This is a genomic window from Glutamicibacter sp. NPDC087583 (assembly GCF_044743685.1).
Taxonomy (GTDB): Bacteria; Actinomycetota; Actinomycetes; order Actinomycetales; family Micrococcaceae; genus Glutamicibacter.
The window spans coordinates 269,404-291,709 of record NZ_JBIUWY010000002.1 but is presented as its reverse complement, the minus strand read 5'-3'; the positions used below and the strand labels follow the sequence as shown (position 1 = coordinate 291,709).

The following is a 22,306-nucleotide window of genomic DNA, read 5'->3' as shown; positions in this document are numbered from 1 at the left end:
TTGGGTAGCTCTATCCCTGATGAAGTAGAAGCATGATGACAAGTACAAAGACCGCATTGATCGTGGTTGACATGCAGCAGGGTTTCTACGACACCTCATGGGGCCCGACAACCAACTACCCGCAATGCGAGAACAACGTTGATCGGCTTCTCTCGGAGTGGTCCCAAAAGAACATGCCGATAGTGATCGTCAGGCACGATAGCCGAAATTCGGACTCGCCCTTGTTCGTGGAAAGTCCCGGCAATAATCTTCACGAATCGGTGCAAGCGGTCACCCCTGATCTGTTCGTAACCAAGTCAGTGAACTCATCATTTTATGGCTCCCCGGATTTGGGCCAGTGGCTGAGGTCCAATCAGATCAAAAAGATCGTGGTTTGCGGAATCCAAACCAACTTGTGTGTAGAAACCACCGCCCGGATGGGCGGAAATCTGGGATTTGACGTCATTGTGCCTCTCGATGCCACACGAACTTTTGATCTGGCAGGACCTGACGGCACGGTAATACCGGCAGCCACTCTGATGCAGGTTACGGCGACCAATCTTCACGGAGACGGCTTTGCGCTGGTGGTTTCGACGCAAGAGATTCTGGATTCATTGAAAGCGGCCTGACATGGAAGCAGATATTCGGCCGGGTGCTGTCGCCACCGGATTCATGTTTACGCTGACTGGATCCGGCATGTCTTCTATAGGCTGGCCCCATGAATATCTCGTTCACAGCAATGGCACCGGAAGACAGCCGTGCCATCGCCGCTTTTCTATCAAGCAACAGCTTCCCATTCCATGTCCGTCGGAACTGGACAGAGCCGGAGCTGAGACGACTAGTCGATAGCGGAAGATATTGGAACAGCGAGCGCCAAGGATTCTGGATTATTGGCGAGGGAGAATGCTTGGGAATGGCAGTACTCGAAGATCTGGAAGACGACACTCCCATGCTTGACCTGCGCTTGGCGGAAAAGCACCGGGGATCAGGCCTGGGTACCCTCGTACTGAGGGAATTGACCGCCAAGGTGTTCACTGATTTCCCCGGCACCTTGCGCTTCGAAGGCCAAACCAGGGAAGACAACATCGCGATGCGCAAGACTTTTCTTCGCGCCGGTTTCCTCAAGGAGGCGCATTACCGGATGGCGTGGCCCACCGGCGACGGGCGCCATCTCGCCTCGGTTGCCTACGCGATCCTGCGCCAGGATTGGGAATCCGGGACCGCTACCCGCTTCGATTGGGAAGATCTGGACCTGTGAGCGGCGCGCGGTCCTGCGGCATTTGATTTGGCGCCTCTGGCAACTGCGCACTGATCCTGCTAGGGTTTCACACCAAATCAACTACCGCTGAGCGGTAGAAGGCTTCTAGGAGGGTAGCCATGGCTGCATGGCCCAGAATCGCGGCGCTGGCCATGCTGCTGGCCGCCATGGTGGCATTGATGGCATTCCAGTGGCTTCCAGCTCTCTTGTTCTTGCCTGCTGCAGGAGCCTTGCTCGTTTGGGACGGCTCTGCGCGCGGACGCTCTTCAGGCCCCGGGAAAGGCCATGGGTAGGCCAGCTGTGACCTGCCGGATGCCTTTCACGACGCGTCTTTGGCCAAGTGATCCCGGGTGATTTCCAGATGCCCCAAGTGCTGGCAGAGCTCTTCGAGCACATGCAGCAGCACGCCCTGGCAGGTGGACATCCAGTATTCGCCCTCCCTGCCTGGCGGGGCCGCAACGGGAGCATCATGCATGGCAGTGAACGCCAGGTCGTTGGCGAACGCCTTCCTGGCCTCATGCGCCAGTTGCAGGGCAGTCTCCTTGTCCATCACCGCGGTGAACTCGGCGGCCCGATCGCGGGGGACCTCGATGCCGAGATTGACCGTGGAAGACCAGCGGCGCATCATCCCGCAGCAATGCAGCACCAGCTGCACCGGCGAATTGCTGCCGTGAACGGGCAGGACGCTATTGGCCTGTTCCTGCGGAATGCTCGCCAAGGTTTCGGTAAGCTGGTCGAATTTCTCCAGCAGGAGCGTGGCGAGGATCTGCTCGCCGGGTGCAGGGGAGTCCATGCACCGATTCTAGAACGATTCGCGCGGCAGGGTGAGCCATGCGGGGTGCACTAGCATTGAGCAATGACTTCTTCTGTCTCCACGGATAAGGGAATGCCGCCAGCCGAAGTTGAAATTAACGCGGAGCTGGTCAGGCACCTGCTGGCTAGCCAGGCGCCGAACTGGGCGAACCAGGACATTGCCTATCTGGCTACCGGGTGGGATAACGAGGTGTACCGGCTGGGTGCTGAGCTGGTGGTGCGCCTGCCTCGCCGGGAACTAGGCGAGGCCATTGGACTCAAGGAACGGCGTTGGCTGCCTCAATTGGCCGCCGAGACCGGCCTGCCCATCGCCATGCCGGTCTTCGTTGGACGGCCCGCACCGCAGTACCCCTTCACGTTCTCCATTTGCCCCTATGTCCCGGGTCGCAGCGCCGCGACGGTGGACCGCCGCAGGCGCGATGGCTACGCCGGAGAATTCGCGCAGTACTTGTACCGGCTGCACCAGCCTGCCGGAGCCGCGGCGCCCAGCAGCGAATTCCGGGGCGTGGGGCTGGCCGCACTCGATGCGAAAACCCGCGGCCAGATTGCGGCGCTGGACTCCCCGCTGCAAGGTCCGGCGCAGGTACTCTGGTCCCAAGCACTGTCCGCCGCGCCGCATGATAAGGCACCGCTGTGGTTGCACGGTGATCCGCATCCGCATAATACGGTCATCACTGAGCAGCACGGCCGCTGCCAGCTAGCGGCGCTGATCGATTTCGGGGATTTGTGTGCCGGGGACCCGGCCTCGGATCTGGGCATGCTGTGGATGCACTTCAGCGCCGAAGCCACCGCCTCGGCTTTCGAAGGCTACGGCGCCCAACCGGGCAGCGACCTGTGGCAGCGGTCCAGGGGATGGGCGCTGCGCTACGCCATGCTTACCGCAACGCTTACCGAGGAGGATCCGCTGGGCCGCATCGGGCGCCAGACACTGCAACTGCTGCTCGCCGGCGGCCAGTGCCGGAAATGAGCAGCAACCGGCCGGCGCGGATCGGGATTCTTGGAAGTCCCCGGGGACTTGCTCCGGGCGCTGGCCGGGCCCGGTTGCCGGCGATAGCCTGAAGCCACGCACGAAGTTTCTTGCAACTTCATCGATCCATGAGGAGCTGGACATGCCCAAGAAAACCTCGCCGGAACCGGTTCGCGATCAGCGCGCAGATCACTTGCTCACGCCGGAGAATTGCGTGCTGGCGTTGATCGACTTCCAGCCCGAGCAGTATGGCACGGTCACTTCCACCACTCGCGAGCGGATCGATCTGAATGTCGTGGCGCTGTGCCGGCTGGCTACTGAGTACGGGATTCCGGTGGTGCTCTCGACCGTGGGCGTGGACATGGGAGTCAACCAAGGCACCGCGCAGGTGATCAAGGACGAGCTGCCCGGGGTCAAGGAAATCGACCGCAGCGGAGTCAACGCCTGGGAGGATGCCGAGTTCAGGGAGGCCATCGAAAGCAGCGGCCGGCGCAAGGTGGTCATGGCCGGGTTGTGGACCGAGGTCTGCCTCGCCTTTCCCACCCTGGACATGCTTTCCGAAGGCTACGAGGTCTATCCTGTAGCCGACGCGGTGGGCGGCATATCCCAGGCGGCGCACGACTTCGCCTTCGAACGGATGATCGCCGCCGGCGCCCAGCCGGTCACGGCCATTTCCTTCGGAGGCGAGCTCATGCGCAACTGGGCCCGCGATGATTCTGACAAATTGCGCAAGATCATGCGCTGGTACTTCCCGCTGAAGCATGAACTGGATTCGGCTGGGAAGTAGGCCCCGCGGATTTGCCGAGGCGTCAATGCGATAATTCCAGCTGGCGGTTACCTATTCTTGTGAATGTCCTCCGTTGAGTTTTCGAGAAAGCCGCACGATGTCCGACAGCACGGGTCTTGATTTCTATCAGCACGGCCTGCGCCGCATGCGCGGACGCGATCCGCAGGAGCAGAACCGGACCGCCACCACCCTGGAACTGTTCTTCGACCTGACATTTGTCACCGCCTTCGGAGTTGCCGGCAGCGAGCTGGCCCACGGCATCGAGGTGGGGCACTATGCGCCGGCCATCATCTCCTTTGCCATCGCGTGCTTGTCGATCATCTGGGCCTGGGCCAATTACGCGTGGCTGGCCTCGGCCTTCGACAACGACGACTGGCTGTTCCGGAGCCTGACCTTGGTGCAGATGGCGGGCGTCATCGTGCTGGCGGTCGGCATCCCGATGATGTTCGCCTCCATCGATCAGGGGGCGGTGCTTGATGCCAATGTGATGGTCGCCGGCTACATCATCATGCGCGTGGCGCTGATCGGACAGTGGCTGCGGGTGGCCCGGCACGATCCGCAGCACCGGATGGCAGCGCGCGGCAATGCTATCGGGGTGGGCATTGCCCAGCTGGGCTGGACCTCATTCCTCTTCCTTCCGCTCTCGCTGGTTCCGGCGTTGTGCTGCCTGGCGGTCTTCTGGATCATCGATTTCAGCGCACCGCTGATTGCGGAGCGGGTGGCCCGTTCCCATGGCGAATCGGGTATTCCCTGGCACGCCCACCATCTGGCGGAACGCTATTCGCTCATGTCGATCATTGCCCTGGGCGAATGCATCGTGGGAACCTTGGCAGCTGCCCGGACGATCTCCCAAGGGGCGAACTGGAATTTCGAGAGCATCGTGGTGGTCGCCGCGGGCGTGCTGATTTCTTTCTCGCTGTGGTGGGCGTACTTCCAGCTGCCCTCCGGACCGGTGCTCCATTTGCGGCGGGACAAGGCCGCGGCGTGGATCTTCGGGCATATTGCGCTTTTCACGTCCATTGCCGCGATCGGCGCCGGGCTGCATACCATCGGCTACGCCTATGATCCCGAAGCCGCTACTGACCCCGTGGTGGTCATCGTGGCTCTGGCGATTCCGGTTTTCGCCTTCATGGTCATCATTACCCTGCTGCTGACCTGGTTGCTCGGTGCCCCGATGTTCACCTGGGCGCATTTGCCCACATTCCTGATGCCGCTGGCCGCGGCCGGGCTCAGCCAACTAGGCGTTCCGGTGTGGGCCTGCTTGCTGGTGCTGCTGTGCTCCCCGCTGACCGTGATCATCGTCTACGAGCTGGGGTATTGGCGCAAGCTGGCAGTATCCCTGGACAGGGTCCTGGTCCGGCCGGCGGGGTAGCGGTACTCGATCAGCCCAGCCGTCAATTATGCTCCGGAAGCCATGCCGGGCAGTGCGTCCATGCTGCTGAACACATGGGTTGCTCCGGCCGCGCGCAGCAGCTCGGGCGAAGTGCTCGTGGGTCCGCCGTTGGAATAGCCGTACACCGTCGCGCCGGCCGCGATCCCGGCAGCCACCCCGGTGGCAGTGTCCTCGATAACCAGTGCGCCAGCTGGGTCAATGCCCAGTGACGCGGCTGCGGCCAGGTAGACATCCGGTGCCGGTTTGCTGCGTGGGCATTCCATGCCGCTGAAGACCCGGTCTCCGAAGTACTCGGTGAACCCGGCCAGGGCCAGCTGCATTTCGACCTTGGCCCGGTCTGCGCCGGTGGCGCAGGCAATGTTCTGGCCGTAGACCGAGGAAATCTGCTTGACTGCTTCCAGCGCTCCGGGGATCGGCTGCAACTCCGAGCGCAGCGCTTCGTCGCGGCGTGCGCGGAACTGGCTAATCCACTGGTCGTCGATGCGGAATCCGGTCTGGTCGAGAATGGGTTGCCACTGGTCTTTCAACGCCTTGCCGATGAAGATCTCGATGCATTGCTCGGGGCTGATCTCCCAGCCCAGCTCTATGAGCATCTGGCGGAGCACGGAATTGGTGATGGACTCGGAATCCACCAGGACGCCATCGCAATCGAAAAGCACGGCGGAAAATTTCGGATGCAGCAAGGACGGTCCCTTCCAAGGATTCAGCAATTGGCTACGCGGCAGAGAACTCGTGGAGAATGCGGGCCAGCGGCGCCAGCTCAGGCTGCTCTTCTGCCTGCTTCAACACGCGTTCCAGCGTGGCATCGTGAATGGGCTTGGCCTTCTGGTACAGCTCGTGGCCAGTGGCAGTGAGCTCGGTGTAAATGCCGCGGCGGTCATCGGCGCACAGCACCCGCGAGAGCAGATTGCGGTCTTCGAGCCTGGTAACCAGTCGCGTCGTTGCGCTGGGGCTCAGTGCCGTGGCGCGGGCCAGCTGCGCCATGCGCATATGCCAGCCATCCTGACGATTCAGGGCATCCAGAAGTGTGTACTCGACCACAGAGAGCCCCACTTGCGCCGTCAGGTCCTTTTCAAGTGCAGTATCGATTAATCCGTGCAACGACGCCAAAGTGCGCCACCCTCTTGCCCGAATTTCGACAGCATCATCTGCGATTCCCATGGGTTCCTCCAAAAGTACTTGCTTGCGCTGGTTAGTTGCGTGTGCAACGATAGTGTTCATCGCGCAATAACAAGCGTGTGCAACTAATTTATCTAGTCTATCAGGAGTAACGCTATGCCGCTCGGTCTTATTGCGTTGGCCATCGGTGCCTTCGGCATCGGGCTTACCGAATTTGTCATCATGGGCTTGTTGCCGGATGTGGCGGCCGACTTCGGCGTCAGCGAGGCCGCAGCTGGCTGGCTCATTTCCGGATACGCATTGAGCGTGGTGGCCGGCGCCCTCGGCCTGACCGCAGCCACCGTCCGCTGGCCGCGCAAGCCGGTGCTCGTCGGGTTGCTGGTACTTTTCATCATCGGCAACTCGCTTACCGCGATGGCCGCAACGTACGAAGTGGCCATGATCGGCCGCGTCATCGCCGCCCTGTGCCACGGTGCCTTCTTCGGTATCGGCGCGGTCGTGGCAGCTGACCTGGTCCCGGCCAACAAGAAGGCTGGCGCCATTGCCATCATGTTCACCGGGCTGACCGCCGCCAACGTACTGGGTGTTCCCTTCGGTACCCTGCTGGGGCAGCATTCCGGCTGGCGCTCGACTTTCTGGGCCATCTCCGGCATTGGCATTATCGCCCTGATCGGCATCCTCGTGCTGGTGCCAGCCATCAAGCACGCAGCCGAAGGCATCTCCCTGCGCAAAGAACTCGGGGCCTTCACCTCGCTGCAGGTCTGGCTGTCCCTAGGTGTCACGGTCCTTGGCTACGGTGGCATGTTCGGCGCCTTCACCTACATCGCCTACACCCTGACCGAGGTCACCGGATTCAACGGGACCAGCGTTCCGTGGTTGCTGATGCTCTTCGGCGCCGGCCTGTTCGCAGGCAACTGGATCGGTGGCCGCATGGCTGATAAGAGCATCGACCGCACTCTGCTCATCTTCATCTCGGCACTGCTGGTGGTCCTTGTCCTCTTCGGATTCTTCGCGAGCAACCAGATCGCCACCGTTATCGCTTTGCTGCTGATGGGCGGCTTCGGCTTCGGAACCGTTCCCGGTCTGCAAAGCCGCATCATGCAGTACGCCGGCAATGCGCCGACCCTGGCATCCGGCGCTAATATCGGTGCGTTCAATGTCGGCAACGCGCTGGGCGCATGGGCCGGCGGCCTGGGCATTGCGGCAGGCTTGGGCTACACCTCGCCGATCTGGGTCGGCGCACTGATTACCCTCGTCGCACTGGTCGTTATTCTCCTGGCCATGGGCTTGGCCAAGAAGTCTTCGGCAGCATCACCCCAGCTGGTTACAGCTGGCTAATCCACAGTTTTGTTCAGTCCCCAACCAATTTCTAGGAGTTAGATATGACTACCGCAATCCCAACCGTCACCCTGAACAATGGCGTTGAAATGCCCCAGGTAGGTTTTGGAGTCTTCCAGGTTCCCAACGAAGAGACCACTGTCGCAGTGAGTTCAGCGCTCAAGGCCGGCTACCGCAGCATCGATACCGCCGCGATCTACGGCAATGAGGAAGGCGTGGGCGCTGCACTGGCCCAGTCCGGTATTGCCCGCGAAGACCTGTTCATCACCTCCAAGATCTGGATCGCAGACATGGGTTACGAGCAGACGCTGGAAGCCTTTGACGCCAGTCTTGAGCGCTTGGGCCTGGACTACCTGGACCTGTACTTGATTCACTGGCCAGCCCCGGAAAAGAATCTCTACATTGAGACGTGGAAGGCGCTGGAGAGGCTGTATGCAGAGAAGAAGATCCGCGCCATCGGGGTTTCCAACTTCCAGCCTGAGCACCTGGAGCAGCTGGTCGCCGAAGGAACCATCGTTCCGGCCGTGAACCAGGTGGAACTCCACCCTGCCTTGCAGAACCGCGAAGTCGTTGCAGCTAACGCGCAGCACGGTATCGTCACCGAAGCATGGAGCCCGCTGGCTCAGGGTGCAATGCTCAGCGATGAAACCATCGTGGGCATCGCTCAGGCACATGAGGTGTCCGCGGCACAGGTCATCCTGCGCTGGCATCTGCAGCAGGGCCGGGTGATCATCCCGAAGTCTGTGACTGAATCACGCATCATCGCCAACTTGGACCTGTTCGGCTTCGAATTGACCAGCGGCGAACTGGCAAGCATTGATGCCCTTGATCGTGATGGACGCACCGGCCCAAACCCGGACACCTTTAACGGCTGATTTGATGACAACAACCAAGATGCTGCCTGTGCTCTCATCGGGCCACGGGCAGCATCTATGGCTTGGATAGTCCGAGGATTTGTTCGGATGTGGACTTTCTGCACTGGCGCCGGCTGGCCACAAGCATTATGGAGTGACGGACGACTATGCGTCTGATACAGCTATACGGCGGATCGTACAGTTTCCATTGATCAATGCTCTGCGGAAAAATGTAGGTAGAAATCATGTTTCGCCCGTCGGCCAGCTATACAGTCAAATGGAGACAGATCGGCGACGCGTGCTGTCTCCGGTTCGGCATCCTGCTGGTACGGCAAATTTTTTTCTGCCGCAGTCACGGTTGGAGAACGCAACGGCGCGTACTTGCTTGAGAATCATGCCTATCAGCGCCGTAAGTTCGCCTTTGGAGATTTCGAATGCCGAACTTGCAACTGCAGCGGGCGTTAGTTCGCCACCCCGGAGATAGCCACGGCGAGGACTCCACCCGTTCCCTCACCGAGGATGCCGTTGAATTGCACCGCATCGACCTGTGCCGTAGACAGGATCTCTGAAACCGATACGTTGTTCTCCTCGCCATTGCAGATGACTTCGACAGTATCGTTGCCGCTCCAATTGGACCCAGTCTGGGTAGCGAATCCGAGTCGAAGCGTTCCCTCTCCGAAGCAACTGACGCGGATCCCCGTGATCCGGGCGCCGGAGTCATAGTTGAGAACGATGCCCGAATCAGTATCTCCCGGAGTACCTTGGCCAACGCGCAGGGTGCCCCCACCGAGGGATCCCTTTGCAGACGTGGCTGCCTCCAGGAACATACTTGCCTCGTTTTGTGACTGATTCCAATCGACCTCAGGCATCGACGAGCAAGAGGCCAACCCGATAATAAGGACAGTTGGCATGATGACCGGAGAAAGACGTTTAACCATTTGAAGCCATACTATCAAGGTGACTGAAGAATGAAACTTTGGTGTAACCGGACTGTCAGAGCTACGGCACGGCTGGTGTTTGAACGTGTTTGGTTTTAGGCGCACAATGTAGAAAGTTCAAAGGCCGTGAATCTGGGCGCGCTTTGTCTCAAAGAGGTGACGTACGCTGGGAGAGGTTGGATCCGCTCAGCCTTTACCCTACCTGGCGACGGAGCGCCCGCAAGGGAAGCCTCGTATTCATCCACCACATATGCATCAACTAGAGGCTGGACATTACTGTCGCGTCCATCAGTACAGTCTCGTTTCGCACGGAAACCCAATGCTTGTAGCTAGTCTTTAAATCGACGAAATTGGCGTCAAAGATTCCCGATAGTTTGCAAAGAGAAAGATCGTGGAAGTGGGCTATCCTCCACGACTTTGAGCAACCGACGCGGCTAATCCATGCAGGTCCGCGATCGGCGTCATATCCGGTCTTAAATTGAATGCACACAATGTGCTCACCCATGAAGCCGACAATATCGGCAGGTTTGCAGTTAAGGTTGGTTTGTCGCCCGCACATGTGCGGATAGTTCGCATTCGGCAGAGTGCCTTTTAGCGAACGATTTCAAGGTTGGACGGTAGGGGGATCTTCGTCTGGGACACTTGCATCGGGGCAGGGAATACAGAACGGCTAACTGTCAGGACTGCCTTAGGTCTCCATCTATTTCGAATACATAGAAGCCGTTGTTGAAAAACCAGGCGAGAGATGTTGCCGGACTATCCAATTTTCCCTGCCATCCCGGAAGACCGATAAGAGTTGGTTCCATGCCCAAAGCTTGAACGCGTGTTATTGCTTCATCGAGGATGATGGAATTTCTCACCTCCGGCATGCTGTCCGTAATCTCCCACACGTGGCGTACGACTATGTACGTCCCTGTGGAGCTATTTATGACGTCGGAGTAATCCACAAGGTCGAAATAGAATCCATCTTTCATGCTGTTCATTCTCCATGAATATGGAGGAATCCGGTGCCGTGCACTGTAGTGGAACTTATCGGACAATTGATCGACGAGCCTTGGCCACGACGCGATGAAGAACGTGAGAATCTCTTCGCTCGCCTTGGACTCTAATCTGGTGTTCGGGTCGAGCCAGGGAGTGATGAATCGCCTCACCAGATCACTAGACTGGATACGGGCTTAGGCAGACGACCCTTTAGTTCATGGGACACGTACGACGGTCAGTTCCTGGGAGTAACTGTCCATCTCTACAGCACCCCAGAATCCTGTGACCCAGCTACTCGAAGTGGTTTCAGCGAACTACGGATCCAACTCACTGAGCTCTTCGGAAAGCCAGAGCATCCCTGGGACGACGTTGAAACGCTTCCCTGCATTTGGAATTCCAACGGCCGGACGATCACTATGCACCTCTTTGATCGCCGGGACAGCAGCGTGATGTTGAGCGTGGCTGATTCGGCCCTTGCTGCCATTGCAGAGCATGAGGCAATATCCCGATAAGCAATCACTGGCATTCTGCAAGGGGTGCCTGGCTTGGAAATTCCCGGTCCCGCAATCCGGGCCATAAAGGGAACCTTGACTGGGACACCAAATACGATCAGTTCTGGAAATTATTGATTCCGATTTTTGCAAGGTAAGGAATCCTACGTATTGCGTGAGAGGCTTTGAGCGTGACCCTTGACATCCAAACCATGCTCTACCGAATTACTGCTCAAACCTTTGATCAGAATTTCATCGTAAAACCCGAGGATTCTCTAGGCAACGGTTATCTGCACGTTATCCAAGTGAAATCCACGTTAGGAACTGAACGCGCAGCTATTTTCCGTGCCACTTATGAGTGGGTGGATGTCTGGATTCCCGAGTTGCGGGTAGGTGCAACTATGTTCGACTACGGGGACGTGCAAGAGGACAAAGAAGATGATCTTCGAAGGCTGTGCATTGCTACCCGCGTCTATCTTGAAGGAGGAGCTCATATCGAACATCGCAAACGCTTGTTTCGAAGGGATCTTATTCCTCTCGTCATAATCGATGTGGATGGCCTGGAATGGCGCCTAGGTAGAAACCACTGTGTAGTTCCCTATCTGTAGAAAAATATCCGTAGTCCACGGCAACTAGAGTGACAGGATTCCCCAATAACGTACTGGAGTATGGTTGTATATTGGTCCCATGCGCGCCATAGAAACAGTTCACCCGGAACCACACGACTCGGTTGATTCACCCTGTTATCGAGTCAATTTTTGGGAACGAGCTCGTCCTGGGTACGGCTGGAACCTAGATGCTTTTGTACTGATTGAGGTGCAGGACGTATCAGAGGCGCTCCGTTGGGTAGAGGAGCACGCGAATGGGCGACCCTTCGAACTGTTCGCAGAAACGGACTCAGAGCCCGAGAAACCGTTCGGGGCGCCGCGAAAAGCAGCTCTTGTACGTTTACTCGGAAGCAATCCCAATGCCGGTCCAGCCCGCCAGGGTTACTAACAATAAACGTTCGGATCGCAACGCTAAACACCGCAACTTGCGCTCCCAACAGAGGAATGCTTAGCGGCCACCTTAATGGCATGTAACGCGTTTTGTCCGCCGCATCCCGCAGTCCGTGCCTGATTACTGCCGAAAATAAGGGTCACTGGCAGAAGGCGAGCCCGCCCCTGTTGGTTCCCACCCGTGAAGCCGAAGTCTGGCCGAAACCACCATCGACGGCCTAACTTCCACCACTTACATCAGGTGAATGTATCTTTCATCAGGTGAACTTGCGACCAGTAGTAGTAACGGGGACAAAATGAGCGCCAAGCCCAGGACGAGGGCGACAGCACTTTGAGCGCTACAGGTGTCGAGGGGGCACTAGCGCATTGAGGCGTCGAGCCCGTCTTACACCGTGGGCCACATAATCTGGAGTCAAACCGCCGCCCTCGAGGGCGCACGGTATGCGCCAGCTATCGAGATCGAAACCGGGGGAGCACCAGTCTTCACGGGCTTCGACCTGAGCGCTTCTTGTTGTCCAGGTTGCAAGGTCCTCACTGCTCCTGTAGACCCGCCCCTGACGCGCATCGACATGCTCACCGCTTACGTCGAACACATTCGCAGCCAGGTTGCCTTCGAGGTAAGGGAATCCAATCGCAATATCCTTGTTGATTTGCATGGCAGTCTCGACGAATGGCGCGAACGACAGGCGGCCCACGAACGTGTAGCCAAAGAAGTACGGCACCTCGTCGATCGTGACCTGACCGCAGATCACTCGAGCATCACCGCCTGGCCCGCGGATGTCCATCCAAACCCTCGCTTGCGCAATATCCCAGCGTGGCTCCTCAGGGTGTATAGGGTCTAAAATCCCTGGCTGACTCATAAGCGGGAATCCTGTCCATTCACCGTGTTCGTCGCGGTGAACGATGCTCGGAGCGACGTCAGCGTAGAAACGCAACACTTCCATCATGGTGCCCAGTAGTTCCTTGCCACTAAGATTGGCCTCGTAGGTAGGCCTGAGTGCCTGCGTTCCTTTGCGTAACTTGGCATGCACTTCTTCGGGAATTGCTTCCCACTGGAAATAGCCCCTTAATCCGAACTGCCCTCCGACCAGTACTGCCGTGTCGCTAGGCTTGACTACATGGAGTACATGCTGTGAGACGTTTCGGACGTACTTCATGGCGTCGATGACGTCTGCGCCAGTACGTCGTGGCTGGTCAAAGAGAGCCTTGTAAGATGCAGCATCGTCGATCGCGTTTACAAACCAGTCGTTGAGGACCTGACAGTTCGCCATAAATGACCGAACCGTCGAACCAAGTTCACCGCCCGAAGCTGTCTGCGCATAGTACCAAGCGGCACCAGTTTGCAGGTCCCTCATGACCGCGCGAAACGGCTCCAACTCGTGCGGTTCAATCGTCACAGCCATATGTAGAGCCTCTCATCGATGTCTCCCCTGTTTTCATGCCCACAGTATGACATCCTGCGCAGGTCGGGCATGCCAGCCTGTTTGATCGAGTTGGAACGTTTCTCTCAAAAGTCCTATGCCGAGGACGTGAACCAACTCATGCATACTACAAAGCTGTAGCTATCAGTGAACGTACCAGCCAACGCACTTGAGAATACTTTTCAAACATCAGTTTTGACACCTGATGCATCCCACACACGTGGTGCGAATCCTGATATCCGTGGGGTAAGTCTGAATCGTTCAGACAGTAGAACAGGAGTAGATGATGGACGAAGGAAGCTTTGAATTCGATGCACGCAACACTGGTGGCACATTGTTCCTCGATCAGGATGGGGACAAAGTTGGACGGCTCAAGGCTGATGTGTTCCCGCCCGTGGGAACACAGGTCAATCTGCCAAGCGGAAAGCACGGTGAGGTTAAAGCTCATACCTTAGACTTCGACGCGTCAGGCCTTGCTCAAGTAATGGTCAGTCTTCACATCTAGTTAGGCATCCAAGAAGATGAAACACAGCTTTTGGAAGGGTGAACCACTTAATTGGGTTCAGCCCTTCTAAATGCTGGCCGAGATTTGGGGGTGAATTCCTCAAATATCCGACGCTAACGATTCGATGTCCGGTAATGGTCGTTTATGACATACCGGACCACTAGCATTGCCTAAAACTCCAGACAGTTGAAAAATCAACAGATTTTCAAGCAGGTTTCATCGCAAAACTCTGTGCCACAAACTATGATTCGAAACAGTCACCGTTCCGCGAGTATTGATACATTTAGGCTTATGGGACGTCTTCTCGGGTACGCCAGAGTCTCCACCGGCAGCTAATGCACACGGGTCCCACACGATGCACCGGCCGAATCCAGTTACTATCGCATCTTCACCAACACCACATCCGGCCCTTTCGAATCTCCCCCCCAACGCGATTAGCTCCAGAACCAGCTCTGGATTCTACGCTAGCTGTTGCGCGATTCACATCGGATTCCATTTGAGGAAGTAACGGTCATCCAAATCGCCAAGATCACTTTGGCAGCAGCTTCATAAACGTTCGTCCAGGTTGATATTTCAGTCGGTGGTAGCAGTGGAGGAAAAATGAAAAACTTCAAGCGTTGGGGAATTGCCACTGCTGGCTCCCTGATAGCCGCACTCGCTTTGAGCTCCTGCGGAGGTGGCAACGCAAGCTCTGCGGATTCTGTGTCAGAAACAAACGACAAGTCCGCATCTTCACCAGTTGAGCTAACCTTCTGGGGATGGTCCCCAGGGTATGCCGACAGCGCGAAAGCCTTTAACGCATCGCAATCTGACATCAAGGTGAAGTTTGGGGAGATCCAGCCTGGGTCGCGAGGCGGCTACGAGAAAATGCTCAACGCAGTCCAGGCCGGAAACTCTGCGTGTTTGGGACAAGTCGGATATGAAACCCTGACAAGCTTCGCAGCTCAGGGTGCTCTTGAAGATGTGACGGCTTTTGCGTCTAAGAATCAAGACGAATATGTTGACTTCGCATGGAACAGCGTCCGAATCGGTGACGCAGTGTACGGCGCACCTGTGGACACCGGACCCATGGCCCTGTTCTACAACAAAGAGCTGTTCGAAAAGCACGATATTGCAATTCCAACAACCTGGGATGAATACAGAAAAGCGGCCCTCGAACTGAAGGATGCAGATCCCAAGGTCAAGATCAGCTCGCCTTATGCGAACTACGACTTTGCAGGGCTATCCTTGCAAGCAGGCGCACCATGGTTCTCCATCGAAGGCGACAGCTGGAAGATTGATGTTGATTCCGATATGAACCGAGAAGTCACCTCCTATTGGCAGTCGCTCGTTGATGCGGAGGTCATTGCAACCGCACCGATGTATGACCCGGCTTGGTTCAAGGGCTTGGGCGATGGAAGCATCGCCACTGTCGTGGGGGCCGTATGGCAAGAGCCGGCGTTATCAAGGGCGATGCTGCGGCCGGTGAAGGTAAATGGGCTGTTGCTCCCATGCCCCAGTGGGACACTGAGAGCCCATCTGTCGGAAATGTTGGCGGATCGGCAACCGCAGTGCTCAAGGGTTGCAAATACCCAGAGGAGGCGTGGCAGTTTGCCAACTTCCTTTCCACCGATGCAGACAGCTATGGAAATCTCATTGAAAAGGGTGCCTTGTATCCTGCTGCCAAGGAACTTCTGGATCTTCCCCAGCTGACAAAGGAAGATTCATATTTCTCGAATCAGAAGATTTTTGAGGTATTCAACGTCGAGGCGCTGAAAGTCAACCCTGAATGGACTTGGGGACCTAATATGCCTCTGACCACAACGAAACTTGACGATGAGCTTAACAAGGCATGGTCCGGAAATGGCCAACTCGTCGATGCGCTTGGTGTTGCCGAGCAAGCAACCATCGAGGACATGACTGGCCAAGGCATCAGCGTTACTGATTGATCCGATTCCCGTGGCGACTCGCCCGAGCGCCACGGGATTCATTTTTAACCTTACCTTTCGGAAGGCAGCGGCATGACGAGTGCGGTTACGCGAAACATCTCCTCACCGAGAAAACCAAAATTCAAGAGTCGCTCGGCACGAACGGCAGCATTGCTCTTGGCGCCATTCGTGGTGTTCTTTGTTGCCATGTATCTGGCACCTTTGTGTTTTGCGGTCTATCGCAGCCTATTTGTTCTCAAGCGAGATGGTCTGGGCCTGAGTGCTCCAACCATGGTTTTCGACCCGCTGGCGAATTACCTCAAGGCATCCACTGACCCATTGTTTATCGAATCCTTAGGACGCGTGCTGCTATTTGACGTCGTCCAGGTTCCTGCGATGTTGGGGTTGGCTACCGGCTTAGCGCTTTTGATTGATACTCGTTCGGTCCGAGCCAAAGGGTTCTTCAGGCTAACGAGCTTTCTCCCGTATGCGATTCCGGGTGTCATCGCCGCGTTAATGTGGTCATTTTTATACTCGAAAAGTTCCAGTCCGATCAATGCCTTGCTGGAGCCACTGGGGGTTGCGCTTCCGTTTCTCAGCGAAGACATGGTGTTGTGGTCCGTAGCCAATATCGTAACTTGGGGCTGGGCTGGCTACAACATGATCATTATTTACTCCGCTTTGCAGTCAATTCCTGAGGAGATTTTGCAAGCAGCGAAGATTGATGGAGCGTCTGCGTGGAAGATCGCGTGGCATATTAAGATCCCGATGGTTCGACCAGCATTGATTCTGACGACAGTATTTTCCATCATCGGAACTGCCCAGCTTTACAACGAGCCCAAAGTGCTTCAAAGCATTTCCGGCGGATCCATCGACTCATCATTCACGCCAATCATGGCTGCTCAAGCCGCAACGGCCGCGCAGAACTACCCGTATGCAGCCGCAACCTCGGTGGTATTGGCAGTCCTGGTGGGTGCCTTATCCATAACATTCTTTAAAATTACGAGTCGAGGATCCGATTCATGAGCGTCCATGTAGATTCGAAAATAAGTACTTCTACCGCGCAGGACCGCAATCAGTCTGAGACGGGCTCGACGATTGCTAAATCCAGACTGGGAAAGCTCGTATCCGTGAAACCGGTTCAATCAAATCGTGAAACTACGTTGTTGAGTCGGCTGATTGTCACCATCGTGTTGGGATGCTTTGCGATTTATTTCCTAGCACCAATATGGTGGTTACTGGTGTCGGCTTCAAAACCGATGGGCGAGCAGTTTGCTGCTCCAGGTTTTTGGTTCAACGGAACGCACCTGGGGAACAACATCGCCGAGTTGTTGGCGGCACGCGACGGAATTTTCCTGCGGTGGATTATGAATTCCGTATTTCATGCCGGGATCGGCGCCCTGGTTGGGACGTTACTGGCATCGATGGCTGGCTATGCCATGGCCAAATACCGCTTTCGTGGACGCGAAGTAGTTTTCAGTGTGGTGCTAGCAGCGGTACTAATTCCCAAGATTCTTTTCACTTTGCCCCTGTACCTCATGTTTTCAGAGCTGGGATTGATCAATAATCCATTGGCTGTCCTGCTGCCCAGTATCGTCAGCCCCTTCGGTGTATACCTTTCGCGAGTCTTCGCCGCGCAGTCCGTACCTGACGAACTAATTGAAGCAGCGCGTCTTGACGGGGTAAGTGAAGTTGGGATCTTCTTCCGCGTGGGTGTGCGCATGATGACGCCCGCGCTGGTGACCATCTTCTTGTTCAATTTTGTAGAAATCTGGAATAACTATCTGTTGCCTGCAATGGTCATCCATGACTCCTCATTGCAGCCCGTGACAGTGGGTTTGGTGGCTTGGTTTGCTTCCAATGGCAAGGTGCCGATGTCGCTGGTAGTCGTTGGAGCACTGGTTTCCGTGATTCCGTTGCTGTTGCTATTCCTGTTCCTGCAACGCTTCTGGAAAGCAGGCCTGACAGCTGGCGCCATCAAATAAGCGGAATGCCCAAGGCTCGGTATTTTTACATCATTGGTCAGCAAAGCGGCCAGCTCAACGCTCTAGGTTGAGCTGGCCGCCTTGCTGTTCGGAGCTGTCCGGGAAAGTGGAAAAGCCTCCCAGGAAATGGCCTCCAACGCGAACTAACCCGGCGCTAGAGATTTTCGGCCACCAACTTCCGCGCCGTCTCTCTGAGGGCATCGATAACTCGAATAACTGTCGGTCTGTGAAGGTGTTCGGCGCGTACCAGGATGTCGATTTGTCGACCTGATTCCAAGCCTGAAACTGGTCGTAAAGTCACATCCTTGCCCAGCATGGACCGCGAAGTGAAGCGAGGCAAAATTCCCAGGCAATGACTGGCTCGTACCAGTGCGGCTGCCGTGCCGTAGTCGTTGACCCGATGCTCAATTCGAGGAGCCGACCCCGACAACGCGGCGATGGTATCGAGCACATCAGCCGGCGAGAATCCGGGGCGGGAGACCACCCAAGGCTCTTCGATAACTTGAGCTGGCGAGAGACTTTCAAACCGTGCCAGTGGATGATCTTGATGCACGGCAATATCTAGGGGTTCGAAGGCCAATGGGATTATGGAAACTCTGTCGGCAGGCCAGGCCTCGGTATGCGGCATTCGGTGAGCGAGGACCAGATCATATGTAGAAGTTAGGGCCGGAAAATCTTGTTGTGAAACGTCTTCATCAAAGAAACGCAAGGGCGGCAGGTCATCATCACCGGAATTCAGTAACGGCGCGAAGATCGTTTGGCCAATGGAATGAAATCCAGCGATGAGTACCGGTTGGGCAAAGCTGCCTTCATAGTTCCTGATCTTGGAGTCTGCCTCGGCGAGAGTTGAAGCAACCTGGGCGCTGGCTTGTGCCAAGATCCTTCCTTGGCTGGTGAGTACTAGCCGCCGTCCCTCTTTCTGTGTCAGTGGCACAGGGAAATTGCGCTGCAGTTGGGCCAAATGCTGCGAGACCGCCGAGGGCGAGACAAAAAGGGCCTTCGCCACGGCGTTGACGCTGCCCAAATCCGCGAGTTCACGCAGAATCCTCAACTGATGTAATTCCATGAAGTAAATTCTAAATCGTTGGATCAGTAAATCAGTGATCTTCTAAGGTGTTGTACCGTGCTGTCGGGTGCGACACTTGAAGCGACCCCATGTCTGTGTTGCGCGCACCCAGGTGCCCAATCCAAAGGAACCCGCATGAAAGCACTGTACAAGTCCGGCCCGCACGCGGGGCTGGAACTCGTTGATCGCCCAGAACCAGAGACCGGCGCCCACGAGGTCAAGATCCGCGTCATGACCGCCGGAATCTGCGGCACCGATCTGCACATCGAAGCCTACGATGATGCAGCCAAGGCCATGATCAACACCCCGCTGGTTCCGGGCCACGAGTTCTACGGCGAGGTCGTGGAAATCGGCGACTTCGTGCACGGGGTCAAGATCGGCGACCGCGTCTCGGGTGAAGGCCACGTTGTGTGCGGCCTGTGCCGCAACTGCCGCGCCGGACGCAAGCAGATGTGCATCAACGTCGATTCGGTAGGCGTGCAGCGCGACGGCGCATTCGCCGAATACGTGGTGATCCCCGAAAGCAACGTCTACATCCACCGCGATGAGCGCATCACCCCGCTGCTCGGCGCCATCTTCGACCCGTTCGGCAATGCCGTGCACACCGCACTGCAGTTCCCGATGGTGGGCGAGGACGTGCTGATCACCGGTGCCGGACCCATCGGCCTGATGGCCGCGGCAGTGGCTCGCCACGTCGGCGCCCGCAACATCGCCATCACCGATGTCTCCGAGCAGCGCCTGGAACTGGCCCAGTCCATGGGCATCGATCTGGCCGTGAATGTCGCGACCACCCGCATCAAGGAAGCGCAGCAGAAGCTGGGCATGGTCGAAGGCTTCGACTACGGCATGGAAATGTCCGGGCACAAGACCGCCCTGCCGGAAATGATCGAGAACATGAACCATGGCGGCAAGATCGCCATGCTCGGCTTGCCCAGCACCTCGATCGACATCAACTGGGGCAAGGTTGTCACCCACATGCTGACCCTGCGCGGCATCTACGGCCGCGAAATGTTCGAGACCTGGTACGCCATGAGCGCCATGCTCACCTCCTCGGAGGTGATGCGCGAACGCATCGCCTCGGTGGTTACCGACTTCCTGCCGGCCACCGAATGGCAGCAGGGCTTCGAAGCTGCTCGCAGCGGGCACGGCGGCAAGGTCGTGCTCGACTGGACCGTTTTCTCAGGCTAAGAATTTCCCGCATCTACAAGGAGCATTTGCAATGTACACGGATCTCAAAGACCAGCTTGCCGCCGAATTGGACGAGCTGAAGTCCTCCGGCCTGTTCAAGGCAGAACGCCACATCGACTCGGCCCAGTCCGCCTCCATCATGGCCGGCTCGCTGGGCGACGATGCACGGAAAGTGCTGAATTTCTGCGCCAACAACTACCTGGGCCTGGCCGATAACCAGCAGATCATCGACGCGGCCAAGACCGCCATGGATGAGCGCGGCTTCGGCATGGCCTCGGTCCGCTTCATCTGCGGCACCCAGGACCTGCACCTGGAACTGGAAGCCAAGCTCTCTAAATTCCTGGGCACCGAGGACACCATCTTGTTCTCCAGCTGCTTCGATGCCAACGGCGGCGTGTTCGAATCGCTGTTCGGCAAGGAAGACGCCATCATCTCCGATGCGCTGAACCACGCCTCGATCATCGACGGCATCCGCTTGTCCAAGGCCGCGCGCTTCCGCTACGCCAACCAGGACATGGCCGACCTGGAAACCCAGCTGCAGGCTGCCGCGCAGCTCAACGGCGGGGCGGGCGCCCGCCGCACCATCATCGTCACCGATGGCGTCTTCTCCATGGACGGCTACCTGGCTCCCTTGGAGGCCATCTGCGATCTGGCTGACAAGTACAACGCGCTGGTCATGGTCGATGACTCCCACGCTGTGGGCTTCATGGGCGCCACCGGGGCAGGCACTCCGGAGCATGCAGGAGTCTCGGACCGCGTGGACATCTACACCGGCACCTTCGGCAAGGCATTAGGCGGCGCCTCGGGCGGCTACGTGTCCGGCCGCGGCGAGGTTGTCGCGATGCTGCGCCAGAAGGCCCGCCCGTACCTGTTCTCCAACTCGCTGGCTCCATCGATTGTCGCTGCCACGTTGAAGGCGCTGGACCTGGTGGTGGACTCCGGGGACCTGCGCGAGAAGCTCTTCGAGAACGCTGCGCACTTCCGCCGCCGCATGACCGAAGAGGGCTTCGAATTGCTCGACGGCGAGCACGCCATCATTCCGGTGATGTTCGGCGACGCGGTCAAGGCCGCAGAGGTCGCAGGCAAGATGCTGGAGCAGGGCGTCTTCGTCACGGCCTTCAGCTTCCCGGTAGTGCCCAAGGGGGCCGCGCGCATCCGCGTCCAGCTTTCTGCCGCGCATTCGGCTGAGGATATCGAGGCCTGCGTGCAGGCATTCGTCGCCAGCCGCTGACCCAGGGGGATTGCCCGGCGCCGTGTTTCAATAGGGATGACGAGTTGGAATAACCAAAGGCGGTGGGCTCATGGCTACCAGGAACGACGTGGCGCGCTTGGCAGGCGTATCTCCTAGTACCGTGTCCTACGTGATCAGCGGCCGGCGCACCATTTCCGAGGCGACCAAGGCCAGGGTCCTGGCGGCCATGCGGGAGTTGAACTACACCCCGGATGCCTTTGCCCAGGGCCTGGCCGGATCGCGCCGGGGCATCCTTGCCCTGCACTTTCCCACCAGCCTGGACGGCTATTCTTCCACCGAGTTCGAGTACGTCACCGCCGCCATGGAGCGTGCCCGCGCGCTGGGCTACCACATGCTGTTGTGGTCCAACCCGATGACCGATGCCATGGGATTGGAAAGCCTGGTCGGACAGAAGCTGGTGGCCGGGGTGCTCTTGATGGAAGTGTCGATCAATGACCCGCGCTTTGATGTCCTGCGGCGCGCGGGCATTGCCTTTGCCTCCATTGGCCGTCCCGATGACAGCGCGGACCTGTCCTATGTCGATAATGACTTTGCCCAGGCCGGGCGCATCGCGGTGGACTATTTGGCGAGCCTCGGCCACCAATCCATCATGTACATCAACGTATCGGTGGAAGACCAGGAAGCCGGCAACGGCCCGGCCATCCGCACGGCCCGGGCCATCTGCGATGCCGTGCGCGATCGGGGCATGGCGATGCAGGAAGTGCCGGTGGAAAACAACGCCCGCGGCGGCCGCGCGGCGCTGAATGCCTACCTGGAACTGCACCCGCGACCCACTGCGGTGCTGGCGCTCAAGGAGTTCGCCACCGCGGGATTTGTCAACGCCGCTGGCATGGCTGCGTTGCGGATCCCCGATGACCTCTCGGTGATCGCACTGGGGGTCGGGGACCGTTCGGCCGAGATGGTTGCCCCGGCACTGACCACGGTGGCCCCGCCGGGGGAGGCCATTTCCCATGCCGCGGTGGACGCCCTGGTGCAGCAGATCGAGGGGCGCTCCCAAGCGCCGGTGCAGCAACTGGTCGCGCCGCTGATGGTGGTCCGGGACAGCTCGGGCCCGGCACCGCAATGA

Annotated in this window: 23 protein-coding genes and 2 pseudogenes; 18 read left to right on the top strand and 7 right to left on the bottom strand. The window is 57.8% G+C overall.

Annotation, left to right across the window (positions count from 1 at the left end):
* The first annotated feature begins 32 nt into the window (after positions 1-32).
* The 3 genes from ACIOU9_RS07555 (at position 33) to ACIOU9_RS07545 (ending at position 1,530) form a co-directional block, all read left to right on the top strand.
* Positions 33-608, top strand: coding sequence for a cysteine hydrolase family protein (locus ACIOU9_RS07555; RefSeq protein ID WP_402696441.1), 576 nt, complete (start codon positions 33-35; stop codon positions 606-608).
* A gap of 89 nt (positions 609-697) precedes the next feature.
* Positions 698-1,237 (top strand): GNAT family N-acetyltransferase, encoded by a 540-nt coding sequence (locus ACIOU9_RS07550; protein WP_402696440.1) that lies wholly within the window; start codon positions 698-700, stop codon positions 1,235-1,237.
* A gap of 119 nt (positions 1,238-1,356) precedes the next feature.
* Complete coding sequence (locus ACIOU9_RS07545) at positions 1,357-1,530, top strand: hypothetical protein (protein ID WP_166650654.1); 174 nt, start codon at positions 1,357-1,359, stop codon at positions 1,528-1,530.
* Between the two features lie 26 nt (positions 1,531-1,556).
* Here ACIOU9_RS07545 and ACIOU9_RS07540 read toward each other — a convergent pair whose 3' ends face one another.
* On the bottom strand, positions 1,557-2,030 hold the full coding sequence (locus ACIOU9_RS07540; RefSeq protein ID WP_332727279.1) for a DUF664 domain-containing protein: 474 nt from the start codon (positions 2,028-2,030) through the stop codon (positions 1,557-1,559).
* Between the two features lie 63 nt (positions 2,031-2,093).
* Between ACIOU9_RS07540 and ACIOU9_RS07535 the strand changes: the two genes are divergently transcribed.
* The 3 genes from ACIOU9_RS07535 (at position 2,094) to ACIOU9_RS07525 (ending at position 5,176) form a co-directional block, all read left to right on the top strand.
* Positions 2,094-3,017, top strand: coding sequence for an aminoglycoside phosphotransferase family protein (locus tag ACIOU9_RS07535; protein ID WP_402696437.1), 924 nt, complete (start codon positions 2,094-2,096; stop codon positions 3,015-3,017).
* A gap of 142 nt (positions 3,018-3,159) precedes the next feature.
* Positions 3,160-3,804, top strand: a complete 645-nt coding sequence (locus tag ACIOU9_RS07530) for an isochorismatase family protein (RefSeq protein WP_332727898.1) — start codon at positions 3,160-3,162, stop codon at positions 3,802-3,804.
* Positions 3,805-3,901: 97 nt separating this feature from the next.
* A complete protein-coding gene (locus tag ACIOU9_RS07525; RefSeq protein ID WP_402696436.1) occupies positions 3,902-5,176 on the top strand; it encodes a low temperature requirement protein A in 1,275 nt (424 codons plus the stop codon).
* 26 nt (positions 5,177-5,202) lie between these two features.
* Here the strand turns inward: ACIOU9_RS07525 and ACIOU9_RS07520 are convergent, their stop codons facing one another.
* Both ACIOU9_RS07520 and ACIOU9_RS07515 read right to left on the bottom strand, forming a co-directional pair.
* On the bottom strand, positions 5,203-5,856 hold the full coding sequence (locus tag ACIOU9_RS07520) for an HAD family phosphatase (RefSeq protein ID WP_332487757.1): 654 nt from the start codon (positions 5,854-5,856) through the stop codon (positions 5,203-5,205).
* A 55-nt stretch (positions 5,857-5,911) separates the two neighbouring features.
* On the bottom strand, positions 5,912-6,358 hold the full coding sequence (locus ACIOU9_RS07515; protein ID WP_332503593.1) for a MarR family transcriptional regulator: 447 nt from the start codon (positions 6,356-6,358) through the stop codon (positions 5,912-5,914).
* Between the two features lie 114 nt (positions 6,359-6,472).
* On the opposite strand from ACIOU9_RS07515, the gene ACIOU9_RS07510 reads away from it, so the two are divergent.
* Positions 6,473-7,654 (top strand): MFS transporter, encoded by a 1,182-nt coding sequence (locus ACIOU9_RS07510; RefSeq protein WP_402696434.1) that lies wholly within the window; start codon positions 6,473-6,475, stop codon positions 7,652-7,654.
* A 44-nt stretch (positions 7,655-7,698) separates the two neighbouring features.
* Positions 7,699-8,529 (top strand): aldo/keto reductase, encoded by an 831-nt coding sequence (locus tag ACIOU9_RS07505; protein ID WP_402696432.1) that lies wholly within the window; start codon positions 7,699-7,701, stop codon positions 8,527-8,529.
* 440 nt (positions 8,530-8,969) lie between these two features.
* Here the strand turns inward: ACIOU9_RS07505 and ACIOU9_RS07500 are convergent, their stop codons facing one another.
* On the bottom strand, positions 8,970-9,335 hold the full coding sequence (locus ACIOU9_RS07500) for a hypothetical protein (RefSeq protein ID WP_402696430.1): 366 nt from the start codon (positions 9,333-9,335) through the stop codon (positions 8,970-8,972).
* 788 nt (positions 9,336-10,123) lie between these two features.
* Complete coding sequence (locus tag ACIOU9_RS07495; RefSeq protein ID WP_402696428.1) at positions 10,124-10,420, bottom strand: hypothetical protein; 297 nt, start codon at positions 10,418-10,420, stop codon at positions 10,124-10,126.
* A 689-nt stretch (positions 10,421-11,109) separates the two neighbouring features.
* Here ACIOU9_RS07495 and ACIOU9_RS07490 point away from each other — a divergent pair.
* A complete protein-coding gene (locus tag ACIOU9_RS07490; protein WP_402696426.1) occupies positions 11,110-11,526 on the top strand; it encodes a hypothetical protein in 417 nt (138 codons plus the stop codon).
* 728 nt (positions 11,527-12,254) lie between these two features.
* Here ACIOU9_RS07490 and ACIOU9_RS07485 read toward each other — a convergent pair.
* Entirely contained in the window at positions 12,255-13,319 is a 1,065-nt protein-coding gene (locus ACIOU9_RS07485) for a hypothetical protein (RefSeq protein ID WP_402696424.1), read from the bottom strand.
* A gap of 304 nt (positions 13,320-13,623) precedes the next feature.
* Between ACIOU9_RS07485 and ACIOU9_RS07480 the strand changes: the two genes are divergently transcribed.
* The 6 genes and pseudogenes from ACIOU9_RS07480 to ACIOU9_RS07455 all read left to right on the top strand — a co-directional run bounded on the left by ACIOU9_RS07480 (position 13,624) and on the right by ACIOU9_RS07455 (position 17,734).
* The gene (locus ACIOU9_RS07480; RefSeq protein ID WP_402696422.1) at positions 13,624-13,842 is read left to right on the top strand and encodes a hypothetical protein; all 219 of its coding nucleotides are present in this window, start codon (positions 13,624-13,626) and stop codon (positions 13,840-13,842) included.
* Between the two features lie 600 nt (positions 13,843-14,442).
* Positions 14,443-15,270: pseudogene (locus ACIOU9_RS07475) on the top strand (ABC transporter substrate-binding protein); the annotation flags it as partial.
* Positions 15,267-15,398: pseudogene (locus ACIOU9_RS07470) on the top strand (hypothetical protein); the annotation flags it as partial. The pseudogenes ACIOU9_RS07475 and ACIOU9_RS07470, both read left to right, overlap by 4 nt.
* A 93-nt stretch (positions 15,399-15,491) precedes the next feature.
* Positions 15,492-15,770: a hypothetical protein gene (locus tag ACIOU9_RS07465; RefSeq protein ID WP_402696668.1), complete on the top strand. Its 279-nt coding sequence runs from the start codon at positions 15,492-15,494 to the stop codon at positions 15,768-15,770.
* A gap of 72 nt (positions 15,771-15,842) precedes the next feature.
* A complete protein-coding gene (locus ACIOU9_RS07460; RefSeq protein WP_402696420.1) occupies positions 15,843-16,775 on the top strand; it encodes a carbohydrate ABC transporter permease in 933 nt (310 codons plus the stop codon).
* Entirely contained in the window at positions 16,772-17,734 is a 963-nt protein-coding gene (locus ACIOU9_RS07455) for a carbohydrate ABC transporter permease (protein ID WP_402696418.1), read from the top strand. Before ACIOU9_RS07460 ends, ACIOU9_RS07455 begins: the two co-directional genes overlap by 4 nt.
* A 154-nt stretch (positions 17,735-17,888) precedes the next feature.
* Here the strand turns inward: ACIOU9_RS07455 and ACIOU9_RS07450 are convergent, their stop codons facing one another.
* Positions 17,889-18,800, bottom strand: coding sequence for a LysR family transcriptional regulator (locus tag ACIOU9_RS07450; protein WP_402696416.1), 912 nt, complete (start codon positions 18,798-18,800; stop codon positions 17,889-17,891).
* Between the two features lie 135 nt (positions 18,801-18,935).
* Here ACIOU9_RS07450 and tdh point away from each other — a divergent pair, with 135 nt between their 5' ends.
* The 3 genes from tdh to ACIOU9_RS07435 all read left to right on the top strand — a co-directional run bounded on the left by tdh (position 18,936) and on the right by ACIOU9_RS07435 (position 22,306).
* Positions 18,936-19,988: an L-threonine 3-dehydrogenase gene (tdh, locus tag ACIOU9_RS07445; protein ID WP_105657175.1), complete on the top strand. Its 1,053-nt coding sequence runs from the start codon at positions 18,936-18,938 to the stop codon at positions 19,986-19,988.
* Positions 19,989-20,019: 31 nt separating this feature from the next.
* Complete coding sequence (locus ACIOU9_RS07440) at positions 20,020-21,219, top strand: glycine C-acetyltransferase (protein ID WP_105657176.1); 1,200 nt, start codon at positions 20,020-20,022, stop codon at positions 21,217-21,219.
* Between the two features lie 70 nt (positions 21,220-21,289).
* Positions 21,290-22,306 carry a LacI family DNA-binding transcriptional regulator gene (locus ACIOU9_RS07435; protein WP_388024054.1) on the top strand — a complete coding sequence of 339 codons (1,017 nt, stop codon included), beginning with the start codon at positions 21,290-21,292 and terminating at the stop codon, positions 22,304-22,306.